Annotated in this window: 17 protein-coding genes and 1 pseudogene; 14 read left to right on the top strand and 4 right to left on the bottom strand. The window is 75.0% G+C overall.

What is annotated here, in order from left to right; genetic code table 11:
* The first annotated feature begins 11 nt into the window (after window positions 1-11).
* The 3 genes and pseudogenes from ACWEMJ_RS04205 (at window position 12) to ACWEMJ_RS04195 (ending at window position 2,646) form a co-directional block, all read left to right on the top strand.
* Window positions 12-818, top strand: coding sequence for an ArsR/SmtB family transcription factor (locus tag ACWEMJ_RS04205; protein ID WP_452135455.1), 807 nt, complete (start codon window positions 12-14; stop codon window positions 816-818).
* 39 nt (window positions 819-857) lie between these two features.
* Window positions 858-1,334 (top strand): annotated as a pseudogene (locus tag ACWEMJ_RS04200) (hypothetical protein); the annotation flags it as partial.
* Between the two features lie 94 nt (window positions 1,335-1,428).
* Window positions 1,429-2,646, top strand: coding sequence for an MFS transporter (locus tag ACWEMJ_RS04195; RefSeq protein WP_452135402.1), 1,218 nt, complete (start codon window positions 1,429-1,431; stop codon window positions 2,644-2,646).
* 44 nt (window positions 2,647-2,690) lie between these two features.
* On the opposite strand, the gene ACWEMJ_RS04190 is transcribed toward ACWEMJ_RS04195, so the two are convergent.
* Window positions 2,691-3,695: a polysaccharide deacetylase family protein gene (locus ACWEMJ_RS04190; RefSeq protein WP_452135401.1), complete on the bottom strand. Its 1,005-nt coding sequence runs from the start codon at window positions 3,693-3,695 to the stop codon at window positions 2,691-2,693.
* A gap of 378 nt (window positions 3,696-4,073) precedes the next feature.
* Between ACWEMJ_RS04190 and ACWEMJ_RS04185 the strand changes: the two genes are divergently transcribed.
* The 7 genes from ACWEMJ_RS04185 to ACWEMJ_RS04155 all read left to right on the top strand — a co-directional run bounded on the left by ACWEMJ_RS04185 (window position 4,074) and on the right by ACWEMJ_RS04155 (window position 9,603).
* Window positions 4,074-4,334, top strand: coding sequence for a hypothetical protein (locus ACWEMJ_RS04185; RefSeq protein ID WP_452135400.1), 261 nt, complete (start codon window positions 4,074-4,076; stop codon window positions 4,332-4,334).
* A gap of 254 nt (window positions 4,335-4,588) precedes the next feature.
* Window positions 4,589-5,440 (top strand): polysaccharide deacetylase family protein, encoded by an 852-nt coding sequence (locus ACWEMJ_RS04180; RefSeq protein ID WP_452135399.1) that lies wholly within the window; start codon window positions 4,589-4,591, stop codon window positions 5,438-5,440.
* The gene (locus ACWEMJ_RS04175; protein WP_452135398.1) at window positions 5,433-6,623 is read left to right on the top strand and encodes a glycosyltransferase; all 1,191 of its coding nucleotides are present in this window, start codon (window positions 5,433-5,435) and stop codon (window positions 6,621-6,623) included. Before ACWEMJ_RS04180 ends, ACWEMJ_RS04175 begins: the two co-directional genes overlap by 8 nt.
* Window positions 6,624-6,795: 172 nt before the next feature.
* Window positions 6,796-7,464 carry a sugar transferase gene (locus ACWEMJ_RS04170; protein WP_452135397.1) on the top strand — a complete coding sequence of 223 codons (669 nt, stop codon included), beginning with the start codon at window positions 6,796-6,798 and terminating at the stop codon, window positions 7,462-7,464.
* 77 nt (window positions 7,465-7,541) lie between these two features.
* Window positions 7,542-8,171 carry a NeuD/PglB/VioB family sugar acetyltransferase gene (locus tag ACWEMJ_RS04165; protein WP_452135396.1) on the top strand — a complete coding sequence of 210 codons (630 nt, stop codon included), beginning with the start codon at window positions 7,542-7,544 and terminating at the stop codon, window positions 8,169-8,171.
* 86 nt (window positions 8,172-8,257) lie between these two features.
* Window positions 8,258-9,070, top strand: a complete 813-nt coding sequence (locus ACWEMJ_RS04160; RefSeq protein ID WP_452135395.1) for an isocitrate lyase/PEP mutase family protein — start codon at window positions 8,258-8,260, stop codon at window positions 9,068-9,070.
* A 53-nt stretch (window positions 9,071-9,123) separates the two neighbouring features.
* A complete protein-coding gene (locus ACWEMJ_RS04155) occupies window positions 9,124-9,603 on the top strand; it encodes an NUDIX hydrolase (RefSeq protein WP_452135394.1) in 480 nt (159 codons plus the stop codon).
* A 48-nt stretch (window positions 9,604-9,651) separates the two neighbouring features.
* Here ACWEMJ_RS04155 and ACWEMJ_RS04150 read toward each other — a convergent pair whose 3' ends face one another.
* Complete coding sequence (locus ACWEMJ_RS04150) at window positions 9,652-10,581, bottom strand: NAD-dependent epimerase/dehydratase family protein (protein WP_452135393.1); 930 nt, start codon at window positions 10,579-10,581, stop codon at window positions 9,652-9,654.
* A gap of 159 nt (window positions 10,582-10,740) precedes the next feature.
* The gene (locus ACWEMJ_RS04145; RefSeq protein ID WP_452135392.1) at window positions 10,741-11,319 is read right to left on the bottom strand and encodes a PTS-dependent dihydroxyacetone kinase phosphotransferase subunit DhaM; all 579 of its coding nucleotides are present in this window, start codon (window positions 11,317-11,319) and stop codon (window positions 10,741-10,743) included.
* Window positions 11,320-11,495: 176 nt separating this feature from the next.
* Between ACWEMJ_RS04145 and ACWEMJ_RS04140 the strand changes: the two genes are divergently transcribed.
* From ACWEMJ_RS04140 to ACWEMJ_RS04125, 4 genes are all read left to right on the top strand, one after another.
* Window positions 11,496-11,735: a DUF397 domain-containing protein gene (locus ACWEMJ_RS04140; protein WP_452135391.1), complete on the top strand. Its 240-nt coding sequence runs from the start codon at window positions 11,496-11,498 to the stop codon at window positions 11,733-11,735.
* Between the two features lie 832 nt (window positions 11,736-12,567).
* Window positions 12,568-13,062, top strand: coding sequence for a hypothetical protein (locus ACWEMJ_RS04135; protein ID WP_452135390.1), 495 nt, complete (start codon window positions 12,568-12,570; stop codon window positions 13,060-13,062).
* 4 nt (window positions 13,063-13,066) lie between these two features.
* Window positions 13,067-13,147 (top strand): putative leader peptide, encoded by an 81-nt coding sequence (locus ACWEMJ_RS04130; RefSeq protein WP_341869173.1) that lies wholly within the window; start codon window positions 13,067-13,069, stop codon window positions 13,145-13,147.
* A gap of 57 nt (window positions 13,148-13,204) precedes the next feature.
* On the top strand, window positions 13,205-14,341 hold the full coding sequence (locus ACWEMJ_RS04125; protein ID WP_452135389.1) for an acyl-CoA dehydrogenase family protein: 1,137 nt from the start codon (window positions 13,205-13,207) through the stop codon (window positions 14,339-14,341).
* An 11-nt stretch (window positions 14,342-14,352) separates the two neighbouring features.
* Here ACWEMJ_RS04125 and ACWEMJ_RS04120 read toward each other — a convergent pair whose 3' ends face one another.
* On the bottom strand, window positions 14,353-15,513 hold the full coding sequence (locus ACWEMJ_RS04120) for an aminoglycoside phosphotransferase family protein (RefSeq protein ID WP_452135388.1): 1,161 nt from the start codon (window positions 15,511-15,513) through the stop codon (window positions 14,353-14,355).
* Window positions 15,514-15,819: the final 306 nt, after the last annotated feature.

The following is a 15,819-nucleotide window of genomic DNA, read 5'->3' as shown; positions in this document are numbered from 1 at the left end:
CCGCCGCCCCGATGGACGCGGTGTTCAAGGCCCTCGCCGACCCGACCCGCCGGGCGTTGCTCGACCGGCTGCGGGTGCGGGACGGGCAGACGCTGCGGGAGCTGTGCGAGGAGGTGGCGATGGCCCGGCAGTCGGTGACCCAGCACCTGGACCTGCTGGTTGCCGCGCGGCTGGTCACCGTGGTCCGGCGGGGGCGGGAACGGCTCCACTACCTCAACCCCGGGCCGATCCACGAGATCGAGCAGCGGTGGATCGCCGACTTCGACCGGCCCCGGCTGGCCGTCCTCGGCGCGATCAAACGACAGGCAGAGCAGGAGAACGCCATGAGCAGCGCATCCGAGACCGGTACTGTCCCGACCTACGTGTACGCCACCTACATCCGGGCCACCCCGGAGCAGGTGTGGAAAGCGCTCACCGACGCCGAGCTGACGGCCCGCTACTGGGGCCACGCCAACGTCTCCGACTGGCAGGCCGGCTCCACCTGGGAGCACCGCCGCACCGACGGCTCCGGCAGGGTCGACGTCACCGGCCGGGTGCTGGCGGCCGAGCCGCCGACCCGCCTGGTGATCACCTTCGAGGACCGGCCGGACCTGTCCGCCCACGAGGAGGCGGCCACCGTCACCTTCCTGATCGAGCCGTACGAGGACATCGTCCGCCTGACCGTCACCCACGAGAAGCTGCGCGACCGCACGGCCCTGCGGGCGATCTCGCACGGCTGGCCGGCGGTGCTGGCCAACCTGAAGTCGCTGCTGGAGACCGGGGAGACCCTGCCGCAGGCCCCGTGGGAGATGGCCCCCGCCGAGACTCCCGCCGACTGAAGGGCGCCACGGAGGTACGACACCGCCGCACTCCACCGCGCGTACCAGGACGTGATCGCCGCTGCCGAGCGGACGGCCGCCGCCGAACCGGTCGCCGTCCCGCCCGGGGAGTGGGACGCCGAACAGGTGCTGGCCCACCTCGGGCTGGTCACCACCGGCGCCCTGGCAGCGGTGGCCGCCGTCGCGGCCGGCTCGCCCGCCGCCTTCGACAACCGGATCTCCCAGGACGCCTGGACGATCGGCCGGGTCATCGACCGCAGCGGCGGCGGCCCGCAGTTGCGCCGCCGGGTGGCCGCGCAGGGCGAGGCGCTGTGCGCGCTCGCGGCCTCGCTCGGGCCGGCGGAGCTGGACGCGGCCCTGCCCGCTCTGCTGCTCTCGCACGGCCGGCCGGTGTTCGAGGGCGCGCTGACCGTCGGCGGCCTGCTCGACGGGCTGGCCGCCGACGAGCTGCCGGTGCACGCCGCCCAGATCCGGGCGACCGCCGTCCAGGACCCGACGTGGGCCGCCACGACCTGAGGCCGGCCGGGGCCTGCGCCGTCCGGCTGACGCGCGGCGGTGGCGCGGCCGGGTTGGGTGCGGCCGGTGCGGAGGGTGCCCACGCTTGGGCCCCATGGGAGAGCGGACGACATCGAGCAGCGGGCCGGACGAGCGGGTGTCGGGGACGGGGTACACCAACCTGGTGGTCGCGACGCTGGGCTTCGCGCTGACGTTCTGGGCGTGGAACCTGATCGCCCCGCTGGCCGGCGAGTTCGACAAGACCCTGCACATGTCCTCGTTCGCGCAGTCGTTCCTGGTCGCCGTGCCGGTGATCGTCGGCTCGCTCGGCCGGGTCCCGGTGGGCGCGCTCACCGACCGGTACGGGGCGCGGCTGATGTTCCCGCTGGTCTCCGCGCTGACCATCGTCCCCGTCCTGCTGATCATCCCGGCCCGGGAGTCGTACGGGGCGCTGCTGGTGGTCGGGTTCTTCCTCGGGCTGGGCGGCACCACCTTCGCGATCGGGGTGCCGCTGGTGAACTCCTGGTTCCCGCGGCGCAAGCGGGGGCTGGGTCTCGGCGTGTTCGGCATGGGCATGGGCGGTGTGGCGCTGTCCGGCTACTTCACGCCGCGGCTGTGGAAGCACGGCCACGACCTGCCGTTCCTGGTGATGGCGGCCGCGCTCGCCGGGTACACCGTGCTCGCCGTGCTGCTGCTGCGCGACCGCCCCGACCGGGCCGTGCCGACCGCCTCACTGGCCACCCGGCTGGGCCGGGCCGGGCGGCTGCGGGTGACCTGGGAGCTGTCGGCGCTGTACGCGATCGGCTTCGGCGGCATCGTCGCGTTCGGCGTCTACCTGCCGACGTACCTGAAGACCTGGTACCACCTGTCGGCGACCGACGCCGGCACCAAGGCCGCCGGGTTCGCGCTCGTCACCGTCGCCTTCCGGCCGTTCGGCGGCTGGCTGTCGGACCGGGTCCACCCGGCCGTGGTCACCGGCTGGGCGCTCGCGCTGACCGCGACCTTCGCCGTGGTGCAGGCCTTCGACCCGGCGCTCAGCCCGGTCGGGACGATCGCCTTCCTGCTGATGGCCGCCGGGCTCGGCACCACCAGCGGCTCGGTGTTCGCCCTGGTCTCGCAGGTCACGCCGGTCGCCCAGGTCGGCTCCGTGACCGGCATCGTCGGTGCGATGGGCGGCCTCGGCGGGTTCGTCCCGCCGCTGGTCATGGGCGCCATCTACAGCGCCCAGGGCAGCTACTCGATCGGCTTCATGCTGCTGTCCGACCTCGCGCTGGCCGGCTGCGTCTACGCGGTGGGCCGGATGCGGAACATCCGGCCCACCGAAGCAGCCTGAGCGGCCGGCCGGCCCGAACGGCCCGGCAACGGCCGGGCGAACCGTTACGCCTGGGCGCCCAGCAGCCGCTGAACGGCGGGCTCCAGGCCCGACAGGATGGTGTCGAAGCGGCGGGTCGAGGTGGTGGAGTCCACCTGCAGGCGGCTGATCCGCAGCGGGTGGGCGGGCAGCCGGGGCCCGAGGCGGTGGTCGGAGAGGAAGCCCAGCCGGTAGCCGAGCCGGCGCAGCACCGCGTCCGCCCGCTCGTCGTACCCGCCGTCCGGGTAGGCGAACGCCGACGGGGCCTCGCCCAGCCAGCGGGTCAGCGCCCGGTGCGCGCCCGCGATCTCGGCCTGCACCGTCGCCTCGTCGCAGCGCGCCAGCGACGGGTGGCCCAGGGTGTGGTTGCCCACCGTGACGTCCGCCTCGCGCAGCGCCCGCAGGTCCTCCGGGCGCAGCTGCTCCTGGGCCGGCGGGCGGCGGGTGGTGGAGACCCGCAGCTCGGCCAGGCTGCGCCGGCGGTCCGGATCCGGCAGGGCCTTGAGCAGCGCCAGCACCCGCGCCGGGTCGCCGCCGCGCGGCAGCAGCCGGGCCCGGCCGCCGTTGCGGGCCAGGAACGCGGCCTCGTGCCACCAGAACGGCTGCTCGGTGCCGATCACCTCGGCGATCACGAACGCGGCCGCCGGGATCCGGCGCGCCACCAGCTCCGGCAGCGCGTGCCGCAGCACGGTGCGGTCCGGGTCGTCGAAGGTCACCAGCACCGAGCGCGGCGGCAGCGGCCGGCCCTCGGCGAGCGAGCGCTCCACGTCCTGCACGGACACCGGGGTGGCCAGGCGTCGGAGCCGGTCCAGCTGGGCGCCGAAGGACCGCGGATCGGTGATGCCGTGGTAGGCGAGGACGGCCAGCCGCTGCGCGGCCCGGGCCCGGAACAGCGGCTGGGCCGGGCTGAACCGCAGCCAGCTGCCGCGGTCCCGGGACGGTTGCGGCCTCGGCTGCGGAGCGGCGGCGGCGGGTACGGCGGCAGGCTGGGACGGAGCGCAGACGGCGGCGGCGGTGGTGGCGTACGACACGGTTCCCCCCTCGGTCGCCGGCATGCGGCGTGGCGGTCCCGTCGGCAGGCGGAGCCCGGCCTCCGACCCCGGGCGCGGCGGCTCCGCTCCCGAGTGATCTAGCCCGCGGCGGGTACTCCCAATCCCGCTCGTCGGACGGCTCCTGGATCGCTCAATGTAGTGGAGACCATCGACATGGCGGGATGGTTGTACGGCGGACGGCGAGATTTCGCATCCGGCTCCGGCCGGGCGTCCGGAACCCGTCCGAACGGCCGACCGGGCCCGACCGGAACCCGCCGCCGGGGAGCCCCGAAGGGGGGCCGTGGCACGGCGGGGCGGCCGCTGACCAGGGCCGAAGGTCCGTGGCCCGCCGCCCGGGGCCGGGTTACCGTGGAGGGCATGGCAGACACCCCCAGTGACCGGCCCGCTACGCGCTGGTCCCACGTGTTCGGCGGCTGCGCCCTGCGGCGCCACCGGTTGCTGCTGTCCCTGGTCGGCGCGGGCTGCGTGGTGCTCGGCATCCTGGTCGCCGTGCTCGTCCCGGACGGCGACGGCCCCGCGTGGGTGATGGCGGTGGCCGGCTGCCTGGCCACCGGGGTGCTGCTGCTCGCCCGGGTCGGCCTGGCCCTGCTGCGGCCCGGGCGCGACGCCGCGTCCTGAGCGTTCCGCGGTGGCCGGGGCGGAATCCGGTCGGGTGACCGGAAACGTTCATCAAACGGGCAGCACCGGTCGGATGGGCTGATTTTCGGCCTACCTCCGCACTTCTTTCACGTTTCCGCGGCAGTGGCACCACACTTCCCCCTACTGTGAAACGCATCGCCCGCGCACGCCGCGGGCCGGGGGAGCAGTCAGGGTCCGGTGCGGGGGCACCGTGATCACGGTTTCCGGTGCGGGGGCACCGCGAGGGGGACGTCATGGCGAGCACCGTCGCCACCGGCACGAACACCGGCACAGGCACGGCCACAGGCATCAGGACGAAGGTCAAACAGCAGCTGGCCCGCGCGGCCGGCCGGACACCCGGCGAGGGCGCCACCGTCCTCATCTACCACCGGATCGGCGGCGGCACCACCGACGAACTCGACCTCGCCACCGCCGAGTTCACCGCCCAGGCCGACCTGCTCGCCGAACTCCCGCCCGGCCGGGTCGTCCCGCTGGACACCGCCACCGACCGGCTCGACGCCGGCCTGCGCACCCCCAGCACCGTCCTCACCTTCGACGACGGCTTCGCCGACACCTACGACACCGCCTGGCCGATCCTCAAGGAACGCGGCCTGCCGTTCACCGTCTACCTGGCCAGCGGCATGGTCGGCGGACCGATGCGCTGGGAGGGCTCCACCGCCAAAGGCGCCCCCGCCACCGGGCTGACCTGGGACCAGCTGCGCGAAATGGCCGCCTCCGGGCTGTGCACCGTCGCCAACCACACCCGCAGCCACGCCCGGCCCGCGCTGCTCACCAGCGGCGAACTCGACGCCTGCGGCGACGACGTCGAGGAACACCTCGGCACCCGCCCGCGCCACTTCGCCTACACCTGGGGGACGCCCGTCCCGCACATGGAGCACGCGCTGCGGGCCCGCTTCCGCACCAGCGCCACCGGACAGGTCGGCCGCAACCTGCCCGGCGGCGACCCCGTCCGGCTCCACCGGGTACCCGTCCGCCGCACCGACCCGATCGACTTCTTCCGCGCCAAGCTGTACGGCCGGCTGATCCCCGAACGCGCCTACGCCCGGATCGTCGCCACCGCGAAGGCGGTGGGCGCCCGTGCCTGAGCAGCCCCCGCCCCGGCGCCTGCGCGGCGAGGGCGGACGGCCGCTGCGGGTCGCCCACCTCACCACCGTCGACATGTCGCTGCACCTGCTGCTGGCCACCGAACTGGCCGTGGACGTCGAACACGGCCTGACCACCTACGGCCTCAGCGCCCCCGGCCCCCACCGGCCGCAGATCGAACAACTCGGCGTCGAGCACCGCACCCTGGCCTCGCTCACCCGCGCCTGGCAGCCCGCCGCCGACCTCGCCGCCGCCCGCGAACTGCTCGCCGCGCTGCGCGAGATCCGCCCCGACGTGCTGCACACCCACAACCCGAAGACCGGCGTCCTCGGCCGCGTCCTCGGCCGGCTCGCCCGGGTGCCCGTCGTCGTCAACACCTGCCACGGACTCTGGGCCCAGGCCCACGACCCGCTCGCCAAACGCCTGCTGGTGCTCGGCGCCGAAGCGTTCGCCGCCCGGTTCTCGCACGCCGAGCTGTACCAGAACGCCGAGGACCACCACACCCTCGCCCGCTGGGGCGTCCCCGCCCACCGCGCCCGGGTCGTTGGCAACGGCGTCGACCTCGACCGCTTCCCCGCACCCGGACCGCGACGGGACGCGCTGCGCACCGCCGTCCGCCGACAACTCGGCGTACGGGACGAGGAGTTGCTGGTCGGCGGCGTCGGCCGGCGGGTCGCCGAGAAGGGCATCCGCGAATACGCCGAAGCCGCCCGCGCACTCGCCGGCCGAGCCCGCTTCGTCTGGATCGGACCCGACGACCCCGACAAGCCCGACGCGCTGCGCGCCGCCGAAGCCGGAGTCGAATTCCTCGGCAGCCGCGACGACATGCCCGCGCTGTACGCCGCACTCGACATCTTTGTGCTGCCCTCCCACCGGGAAGGCTTCTCCCGCTCCGGCATGGAGGCCGCCGCCAGCGGCCTGCCCATGGTGCTCAGCGACATCCGCGGCTGCCGCGAGATCGGCACCCACGACCAGCACCTGCTGCTCACCCCCGCGGCCGACCCGGCCGCCCTGACCGGCACACTCGACCGGCTCCTCACCGAGCCGGCCCTGCGGAACCGCCTGGGCACGGCCGCCCGCCGCCGCGCCCGCGAACAGTTCGACCAGCGCACCGTCGCCCGGATCTCCCTGGAGACCTACGCCGCCGTCGCCCGCCGACGCGGCCTGCCCTGGACCACCGACTGAACCGGCGCCACCGCACCACCGGCACCCGAGCACCTCAGCGCACCTCGCACCACCCGCACCTGAGCACCGCGGCACGTCACGCCCGCCCGCAGCCCGGCGCGTCCGGCGTGCCCGCGACCCGCCCCGCACGGGGCCCACCACACCACCACGCAGCAACCCAGTTGGGGGAGAAATGAAGCGAGGGGGGGACCTCGCGGTCACCGCACTGGCCGGGATCATCGCCGTCCCGCTCGGCCTGGTGATCGCCCTCCTGATCCGCGCCACCATGGGCGGACCGGTGATCTTCCGCCAGACCCGCTCCGGCCGCCACGGCCAGGAGTTCCGCATCCTCAAGTTCCGCACCATGCGCGACAAACGCCACGAGGACGAACCCGACGCCCCGCGCATCACCCGCCTCGGCGCACTCCTGCGCCGCACCAGCCTCGACGAACTCCCGCAACTGTGGAACGTCGTCCGCGGCGACATGGCCGTCATCGGCCCCCGCCCCACCCTGCCCGAACAGGTCGTCCACTACTCGCCCCGCCAGCGCGGCCGGCTCGCGCTGCGCCCCGGCCTCACCGGCTGGGCGCAGATCCGCGGCCGCAACTCCATCAGCTGGCCCGAACGCATCGAACTCGACCTCTGGTACATCGAACACCGCACCCTGCTGCTCGACCTGCGGATCCTCGCCGGCACCGCCAGGATGCTGCTGCGCCCCACCGGCATCACCGCCGCCGGGGGCGTCAACCCCGGCTTCCCGATCCCCACCGAGACCGCCGCCGCACCCGCCGCGCGCGTGGTGCTGCCGCGTCAGGCCACCGCGGCCGCCCCCCGGGCGGCCCGGGAGGAGGTACCCCGCTGACGCGCCGAGGCGAAACGATTCGGCCGGGCGGCAGCGGCCCACCCCCGCGGCCGCCCGCTCTGCCGTAGGGTCCGGCGGTGGGACGACCGGGAAGTGGGGACGGCATGCTGTGGATCGCGGGTGCGGGCGGAGTCGGGCGGGAGGCGCTGGACGTCGCGCTCGCGGCGGGAGTACCGGTCGCCGGATTCCTGGACGACCGGGCGGCGGGCCGGCAGGTGCGCGGGCTGCCCGTCCGCGAGCCCGCCGAACTGCCGCCCGGCGCACCGTACTTGATCGGCATCGCCGACCCGGCCGTACGGGCCCGGCTGGCCGCGCTGCTGGACGCGGCGGGCGGGCGGGCCACCACGCTGGTGCACCCCAGGGCGATCATCGCCCCCGAGACCGAACTCGCCCCCGGCTGCCTGGTGATGGGCGGCGCCCACCTCTCCAGCAGCGTCACCCTCGGCCCGCACAGCCAGGTCCACTACAACGCCACCGTCGGCCACGACGCCCGCCTCGGCGCCCGCGTCACCGTCTACCCCGGCGCGAACGTCTCCGGCGCGGTCCACCTCCACGACGACGCCACCGTGGGCTCCAACGCCGTCGTCCTCCAGGGCCGCACCGTCGCCCCCGCCGCCTTCGTCGGCGCCGGCGCCGTCGTCACCCACGACGTCCCCCCGCACACCACCGTCATCGGCTGCCCGGCCCGGCCCATGCCCACCCGGTAGCCGGCGCCCGGAGGGCAGGGCGAGACCCCACGGCCGTGTCCGATTTCCGCCGGACAGCGGCCTCGCGCGCTGGTGGGATCGGGGGCATGGTCACCGCAGACAAGTCCTCGCTGTTCCGTTCCCTGCACACCCCCGCCCGCCCGCTCGCGCTCGCGAACGCCTGGGACGTCGCCAGTGCGCGCCTCGTGGAAGCCGCGGGCGCGCCCGCGGTGGCCACCACCAGCGCCGGGGTGGCGTGGTCCCTCGGCGCACCGGACGGGGACCGGGTCGCCCGGGGTCCGGTGCTGGAGGTCGTCGCCCGCATCGCGGCAGCGGTCGCCGTCCCCGTGACCGTCGACATCGAGGGCGGGTACGGGGAGAGCCCCGCCGAGGTCGCGGAGACGGTGGCGCGGGTGGTGGAGGCCGGCGCGGTGGGCGTCAACATCGAGGACGGCACCCGCCCGCCGGGCACGCTGGTCGGCCGGCTCGCGGCCGCCCGCGGTGCGGCGCGGCGCGCGGGCGTCGACCTGTTCGTCAACGCCCGGATCGACACCTACCTGTTCGGGCTGGGAGACCCCGCCACTCGGCTGGAGGACACGCTGGCGCGAGCGCGGTCCTACATCGACGCCGGAGCGGACGGGATCTTCGTGCCGGGCGTCACCGACCCGGACGTCATCGAGGAGCTGGCCGCGGCGCTGACCGTCCCCCTCAACATCATGGCCGGGCCGGGCAGTTTGCCGGTGGGCGAGCTGGGCGCCCTGGGCGTGGCCCGGGTCAGCCTCGGCTCGGGGGTGGCGCAGGCCGCCTACGCCGTGGCCCGGGACGCGGCCCGCGAACTGTACGGCGCCGGCGGCTACCGCTCGTTGGAGCGGGCCGTCGACCACCCGGAGCTCAACGGCCTGTTCACCGCGACCGGCTGACCGCGCCCGAGGGCGCGCCATCGGCCCCCAGAGCGTCGCATAGGGTCGGGGACATGGGAATTCCGGTGTTTCTGGCGGAGCTGCGCGAGCTTGTGGGGCAGCGGGCGTTGTGGTTGTCGGCCGTGACGATGGTGGTGGTGGACGAGGACGGGCGGGTGCTGCTCGGGCGGCGGGCGGACAACGGGGCGTGGGCGCTGGTCGGGGGGATCATCGATCCCGGGGAGCAGCCGGCCGATGCGGCGGTCCGGGAGTGCCTGGAGGAGACCGGGGTGACGGTGGAGCCGCAGGCGCTGGTCTCGGTGACCGTCTCGCCGGTGGTGGAGTACCCCAACGGGGACGTCTGCCAGTACCTCGAACTGACCTTCCGCTGCCGCCCGTTGGCGGGGGAGGCGTGCGTGAACGACGACGAGTCGCTGGAGGTCGGCTGGTTCCACCCGGACGCGCTGCCCGACCTCGACGCGTCCGTGCGGGAGCGGATCGCGTTGGCGCTGGCCGGAAACAGCGCGGCGCACTTCGCCCCGGCCGGCGCGTAGCCGCACCCCCGGGGCGCGCGAGGTCGCGCCCCGGGGCGGGGGTTCGCGTCAGATCGTGCGGAACCAGGCCGCGGTGCGCCGCAGGCCCTCGGGCAGCGGGACGGGCCGGACGTCGGGGAACAGCTCGCGCAGGCGGGAGTTGTCGGCCTGCGAATCGCGCACGTCCCCCGGCCTCGGGTCGACGTGTGCGGCGGCGACCGGCTCGCCGAGCGCCTCGCCGAGCAGGTCGATCAGCTCCAGCAGGGTGGTGCGGGTGCCGAACGCCAGGTTGACCGGCTCGGCGCTGACCACCCGGCGCAGCACCGCCTCGGCGAGCACCTGCGCGACCGTGCCGACGTAGGTGAAGTCGCGGCTCTGGAGGCCGTCCCCGTGCACCGACACCGGGCGGCCGTGCAGCGCCGCGTCCAGGAACGCGGGGACGACGGCGGCGTAGGCGTGGCCGGCCGGCTGGAGCGGGCCGAAGACGTTGAAGAAGCGCAGCGGGAGCACGCCCAGGCCGTAGCAGTGGTGGTACGCGCCGAGGTACGCCTCGGTGGCGAGCTTGGACACCGCGTAGGGGCTCATCGGCGCGGTGCGCATCGACTCGCGCTTGGGCAGTTCGCGATTGGCGCCGTACACCGAGGAGGAGGACGCCGCCGCCACGTACAGCCCGCCGGCCCGGCGGGCCGCCTCCAGCACCTCCAGGGTGCCGGTCGCGTTCGCGTGGTGGCTGGCCAGCGGCGCCGCCACCGAACGCGGCACCGAGGGCAGCGCCGCCAGGTGGACCACCGCGTCCGCCCCGGCGAACGCCGCGTCCAGCAGCGCCGGATCGAGGATCGTGCCCTCGAACAGGGCGGCGTCCACGCCCGCCAGGTTGGCCTTGCTGCCGGTGGACAGGTCGTCCACCACCCGGACCTCCGACACCTCCGGCCGGGACGCCAACTCCCTTGCCAGATTGGCCCCGATGAACCCGGCCCCGCCGGTGATCACCACTCGCATCGCGCACACCACCCCTCCGCCGGGCCCGGGGATCCCCCCACCGGGCCGATGCGCCAGACTCTAGCCGCGGCCACCCGCGCCGCGGACCGAAAACCCACCCGTTCGAGCCCAAACCGTCCCATCGGCCACATCTCGTACGACGACCGGCCGAGACACCCCTCAACGCTTCGGACGACGCCCGGTCTCCTCCGCCGCGTCCAGCACCGCCGCCAGGTCCCCGCCCGCCGTCGCCGTCGCCACCGCGGCCACCGCGCCCTCCACGAACGGCGCGTCCGCGAACCGCACCGGGAACGGCAGGCCGTGCTCGTCCGCGTCGGCCAGCAGCGCCAGCACCGTCTCCACCGCGCCGTCCAGGTCGCACAGCACCGCCACCCCGTGGCCCTGGTCGACCCGGCGGGCCGCCGTCGCCACCAGCACCGCGCTGGTGCCCAGGCCGTCCGCGATCGAGCCGCCGGTGGCGACCACCGGAGCCGGGTCCTCCGACTCGGCCACCGCCAGGGCCAGCGCCCGCACCGCGTCCGCGACCTCGTGGCTGTGCGACACCAGCACCACCCCCACCCGGCCGTGCCCGGCGGGCCGCGACGGCCGGGGCACCGTCGGCGTCGGAGCGGGCAGCGTGCCGGTGGCGGACCCCGCGGACGGGGCGGACGGCGCGGTGGTGATCGGGATGACGTCGGCGCGGCTGCCGTCCCGCTGGTCCATCGGCTGCTCCCCGGTGCGTGGCTGACTGCTCGTCACCCATCCCTACCTCGAACGGACCTCATCGGCCCGCCTTTAGCACAGGTGTCGGCCGGACACGGCCGGATCGGACCATCTCGACCACCCGCGGGGCAGACCCGGCCCGATCGGCCGACCCGGAGGCCCGAGCTGGCTAGGCTGGCCGCTCGAAGCAGACAAGCGGAGGGAGCACCACGGTGGCGGCACAGGCGGAGGACCGGCGCAAGATCGAGCTGGACGTGAGCGGAGCCGAGTGGCAGTCCGCGAACGACGACCCGAACGGCGTGCAGATCGCCTTCGTCGACGGCTACATCGCGATGCGCAACGGCGCGGAGCCGGACGGGCCGGCGCTGATCTTCACCCCCGCCGAATGGCGGGCCTTCGTCCTCGGCGCCCGGGACGGCGAATTCGACCCCGAGCGGCAGGCGCAGGGCTGACGTCGGCACACCGCGGGCCCAACTCGGGGGCGGCGGGGCGCAATCGGCCCCCCCGAGGTCGAATTCGGCCGTCCATGAACGGATTTCGGCCGTTCCACCGGTGACCGGTACGCCCGGACTGCCCTGTTCCGCACCTGTCGAAACCGCTCCAGAAGGTGACGAGCGGGCATACGCCGAGGTTACAAAAGAGTTCTGATGGGCCGAAACTTGTTGACTGTCCGACAAGCCTGCCAGAGAGTAAGAGCAGGCAGACGCCGTGCCGACCGCCCCCACGCGGTCTGGCACGGCGCCCGCTTGTGCTGCCCGTCACCGGCGCCGATGACGGGCCCTCCCACCCTCGACCGCACAGAGTGCGGCCACCGTCGCAACGGGAGCAGGCCCGGCCGGGAAGAGCTACTTCCCGACAGGACCGAAACCCGGATTCCGCACGCCCCCACGCGGCGGTGATCCGGGCAAGGTCCGCGAACGCGACGGCAGAAGGGCCCCGCGGACCTGGCTCGGTGTTCCATATGGCTTTGTGTGCCAATTCGACCGGACTGTCCACCGCTCAACGCCTGCTGTGTCGTCCGCAGGCTCCCGCAACGGCGAAGACCCATTGAATCAGCAAATGGTGCTTGTGAGTTCAACACGACCGCGTGCGCAGTGAGGGAATGCGCGCAAGGCACGCTGCGACAAGCCGCACCCAATGGATCTCGCCCGGGGCGGCCGTCGTGCTGAACCGAACGTAGCCCGGACGGTTGCTCAGAGTCAACATTGGTCCCTGAGCGTAGATCCCGGCCTGATCGCGGACCCACTCACCGGCCCCGGCCCACCGGGCACGTACGATGGGCCCATGTCATTTCTCCGCCGTCGCTCCGGACAGCCCGCCGGCCCGGACTTCGACGTCCTGGCAATGGATCCGGGCGACTGGCCCGGTCTCTTCGGGGCCATGATCATGTCCGCTCCGGACGGCTCCTGCCAAGGCATTTTCCTGCGCTACGACCTGCTCGGCGGCCGCGGCCCGGCCATGCTGATCGGCAACGTCCCGCAGGGCTCGCCCGCCCGCGACAGCGAGGACGGCGTGCCCTTCGAGGTCCGCCAACTGCTCGCCGCCCTGGAGAACGACGAGCCGGTCGACTTCGTCTCCGCCGAGGACTTCCCGGTCATGCTCGGCGACGACCTGCTGATCGTCCGGAAGGTCAAGGTCAGCGAAGGGCGCCTGTACTGCTCCCAGTTCGGGCGCAGCGACGACGTCCAGGTCACCATCGCCTCCTGGGACCGACCGATTTCGGACGACCTCTACCAGCTCCTGAAGCCGCTTCCGGCGGAGATGTTCCAGCAGGACTAGGCGCATGCCCCGGCCGCTGCTGCTCACCCGACGCCTGCACGTGGACCTCCGGCGCACCGCCGGCGCGGCCTGTCCGGCTTCCTGACCGACCCCGAGTCCAGGAACCGCCCGACCGACCGCGCCCGCCCGGAGGACCGCCGCCATGCCCCGAACCCCCGCGCACACCCCCGTCAACGCCGACACCGTCGCCGAACGGCCGGCCACCGCCCTCGAACGGGCGCTCGGCCGGCTGCCCCGGGTGGTCGACCTGCTCGCCGCCCGCGCCGCCGAGCACGACCGCGACGGGACCTTCCCCTACCAGGGCGTCGAAGCCGTCCACGAAGCCGGACTGCTCACCCTCACCGTCGGCGGCCGCTACGGCGGGCCGGGCGCCGGACTCGCCGACACCGTACGGGTGTTGGCCCGGCTCGGCCGCGGCGACGCCTCCGTCGCGCTGCTCACCGCGCACACCCTGCTGCACCACGCCGAACAGGCCCGCAGCGCGCCCTGGCCGGCCGCGCTGTACCGGCGGCTGCTGACCGAATCCCGCCGCGGCCCCGCCCTGGTCGGCACCCTGCGGGCCCGGCCCGACCGGCCGATCGCCGTCACCGCCCGCCGGGGCGGCGACGCCTGGGAGCTCACCGGCCGGGCCGCGCAGTGTCCCGGCGCCGAAGCGCTGGCCTGGCTCGCCGTCGAGGCCCGCACCGACGAACCCCGGCCCCGCAGCGGCCTGTTCCTGATCCGCGCCGACAGCCCCGGACTAGAGATCGACCCCGCCGCCGACCAGCTCGGCCTGCGCGCCGCCGCCGGACACGACGTCCTGCTGGACGGCACCCGGGTCGGCACCGACGCCGCCCTGCTGCCCCGCACGCCCGCCCCGGCCGCCGACCCGCTCGCCGCCGCCTGGCGCCAACTCGCCCTCGCCGCCGTCCTGCTGGGCACCGCCCGGGCCGCCCTCGACTGGTCCGCCGGCCGGCTGCGCGGCAGCGGTACGCACCGCCGCCCGCTCGGCGAGCTCGACGCCCGGCTCACCGGCGCCGAGGAACTCGTGCACGGCCTCGCCACCCGCACCGACGCCGACCCGGCGGCGGCCGAACGCGCCCCCGCCGTCCAGCTGTTGACGGCCCGCACCGCCGCCGAGACCGTCCAGCAGGCGCTCGCCCTGACCGGCAGCGCCGGTCTCGACCGCCGCCACCCGCTGGAACGCCACCTGCGCGACACCCTCGCCCTGCGCACCCACCTGCCCGCCGAGGACGCCGTCCTGGACGCCCTCGGCGAAGCCCTGCTCGGACGGGTCTGACCGGGCCGGCGTCAGCGGGTGCCGACCGCCGCGCGGACCGCGCGGCGGGCCAGCGAGGCGTCGTCGTAGAGCCGGCGGATCATGATCCGCTGCTCCTCGCCCGCGCCCGGCAGGTCGTGGATGCGCAGTTCCCGCATCAGCACCAGGGTCAGGTTGACCAGGAACGCGTCTCGGGCCAAGGTGCCGCCGGACTGCGCGAGTTGGCTGATCTGCCGACGGGCCGCCGAGTCTCCCGACAGCACGCTCCACAGAACCGCCAGGTCGTAGCCCGGCAGGTACCAGCCGGCCTGCTCCCAGTCCAGCAGCACCGGGCCGGTCGGCGCCAGCAGCATGTTGCCGAGCAGCGCGTCGCCGTGGCAGAGCTGGCGCGGCACCGAGGACAGGCCGTGCAGCAGCGCCCGCAGATCGCCCGCGTCCCGGTCGGTGAGCAGGCCCAGCGAATGGAACCGGCCGATCTCGCGCTGGTAGTCCAGCGGCTGGTCGAACACGTCCGTCGGCGGCCGCCACAGGTTCAGCGTGCGCACCGCGCCGAGGATCGCCCGCACCTCGCCCGGCGTCGGCGCGTTCGCCGGGTGCCGCTCGCGGGCCGCCGGACGGCCCGGCACCCGCTCCAGCACCAGCACGCAGCGGTCGTGGTCCGCCGCCACCAGCCGGGGCAGCCGCACCGGCGGGCGGTGCCGGACGAACGCCCGGTACACCGCCACCTCGTGGTGGAAGCGGTCGATCAGCTGCGCCGCCTGCGGGCCGCGCAGCGCGCCCGGCGCCAGGCACTTGGCCACCACCGGGGCGCGGCCGATGGTGCCCGCGACCAGGATGTGCCGACTGCCCTCGCGCAGCACCTGCCGGGGCAGGAACGCGGGACATATCCGCGCGACGTTGGCGAGCACCGCACGCACCGCCGGGGTCTGCAGCGCGGCCGGATCCACCCGGTCCACGAACGCCTCCACGCCCCGCCCGGGCAGCGGACGGCCCAGCCGCCCGGCCTGCTCCGGCAGCGGACGGGTCACCAGGGTGGTGCGCCCGCGCGGGTCGCGCAGCTCCACGGTGCGCGGTGCGGGACGGCCCGCGCCGGCGGTCGGGGGGCGCAGACCGGAGCGTGGCGGGCGCGCGGCCGCCACGTCCACCCCGGTCGGGGCGGACGGGCGAGTACCGGTGCTGGCTGTGGAGTACATGGGCGGGTGAGGGTCCTTCCTTGACCGGCGGCAAAGCTTCACGGGGCCCGGACGTGCTGGCGTCGGGCCGCCGGGTGGAGCGGGGGCGCCGGGCACGGAGACCGGCCCGCCGAACCGGCCGCACCCTGGGGAAATGCGTCCGCTCCGACCGTCCGTGCCATGCCCGGCGCCCCCGCGCCACCCGGTCGCGCCACCCCCTGGACCACACGCTGCGGAACGGCTCCTGACGGGCCGTCGGGTCGACATCCGGGCCGGTCGGGGACTGTTCCGACGCGAGGTCGGGGTGGCGCATACCTACCTGACACC

Source organism: Kitasatospora sp. NPDC004531 (assembly GCF_053602195.1).
This window is presented reverse-complemented; position numbering and strand designations above follow the sequence as displayed.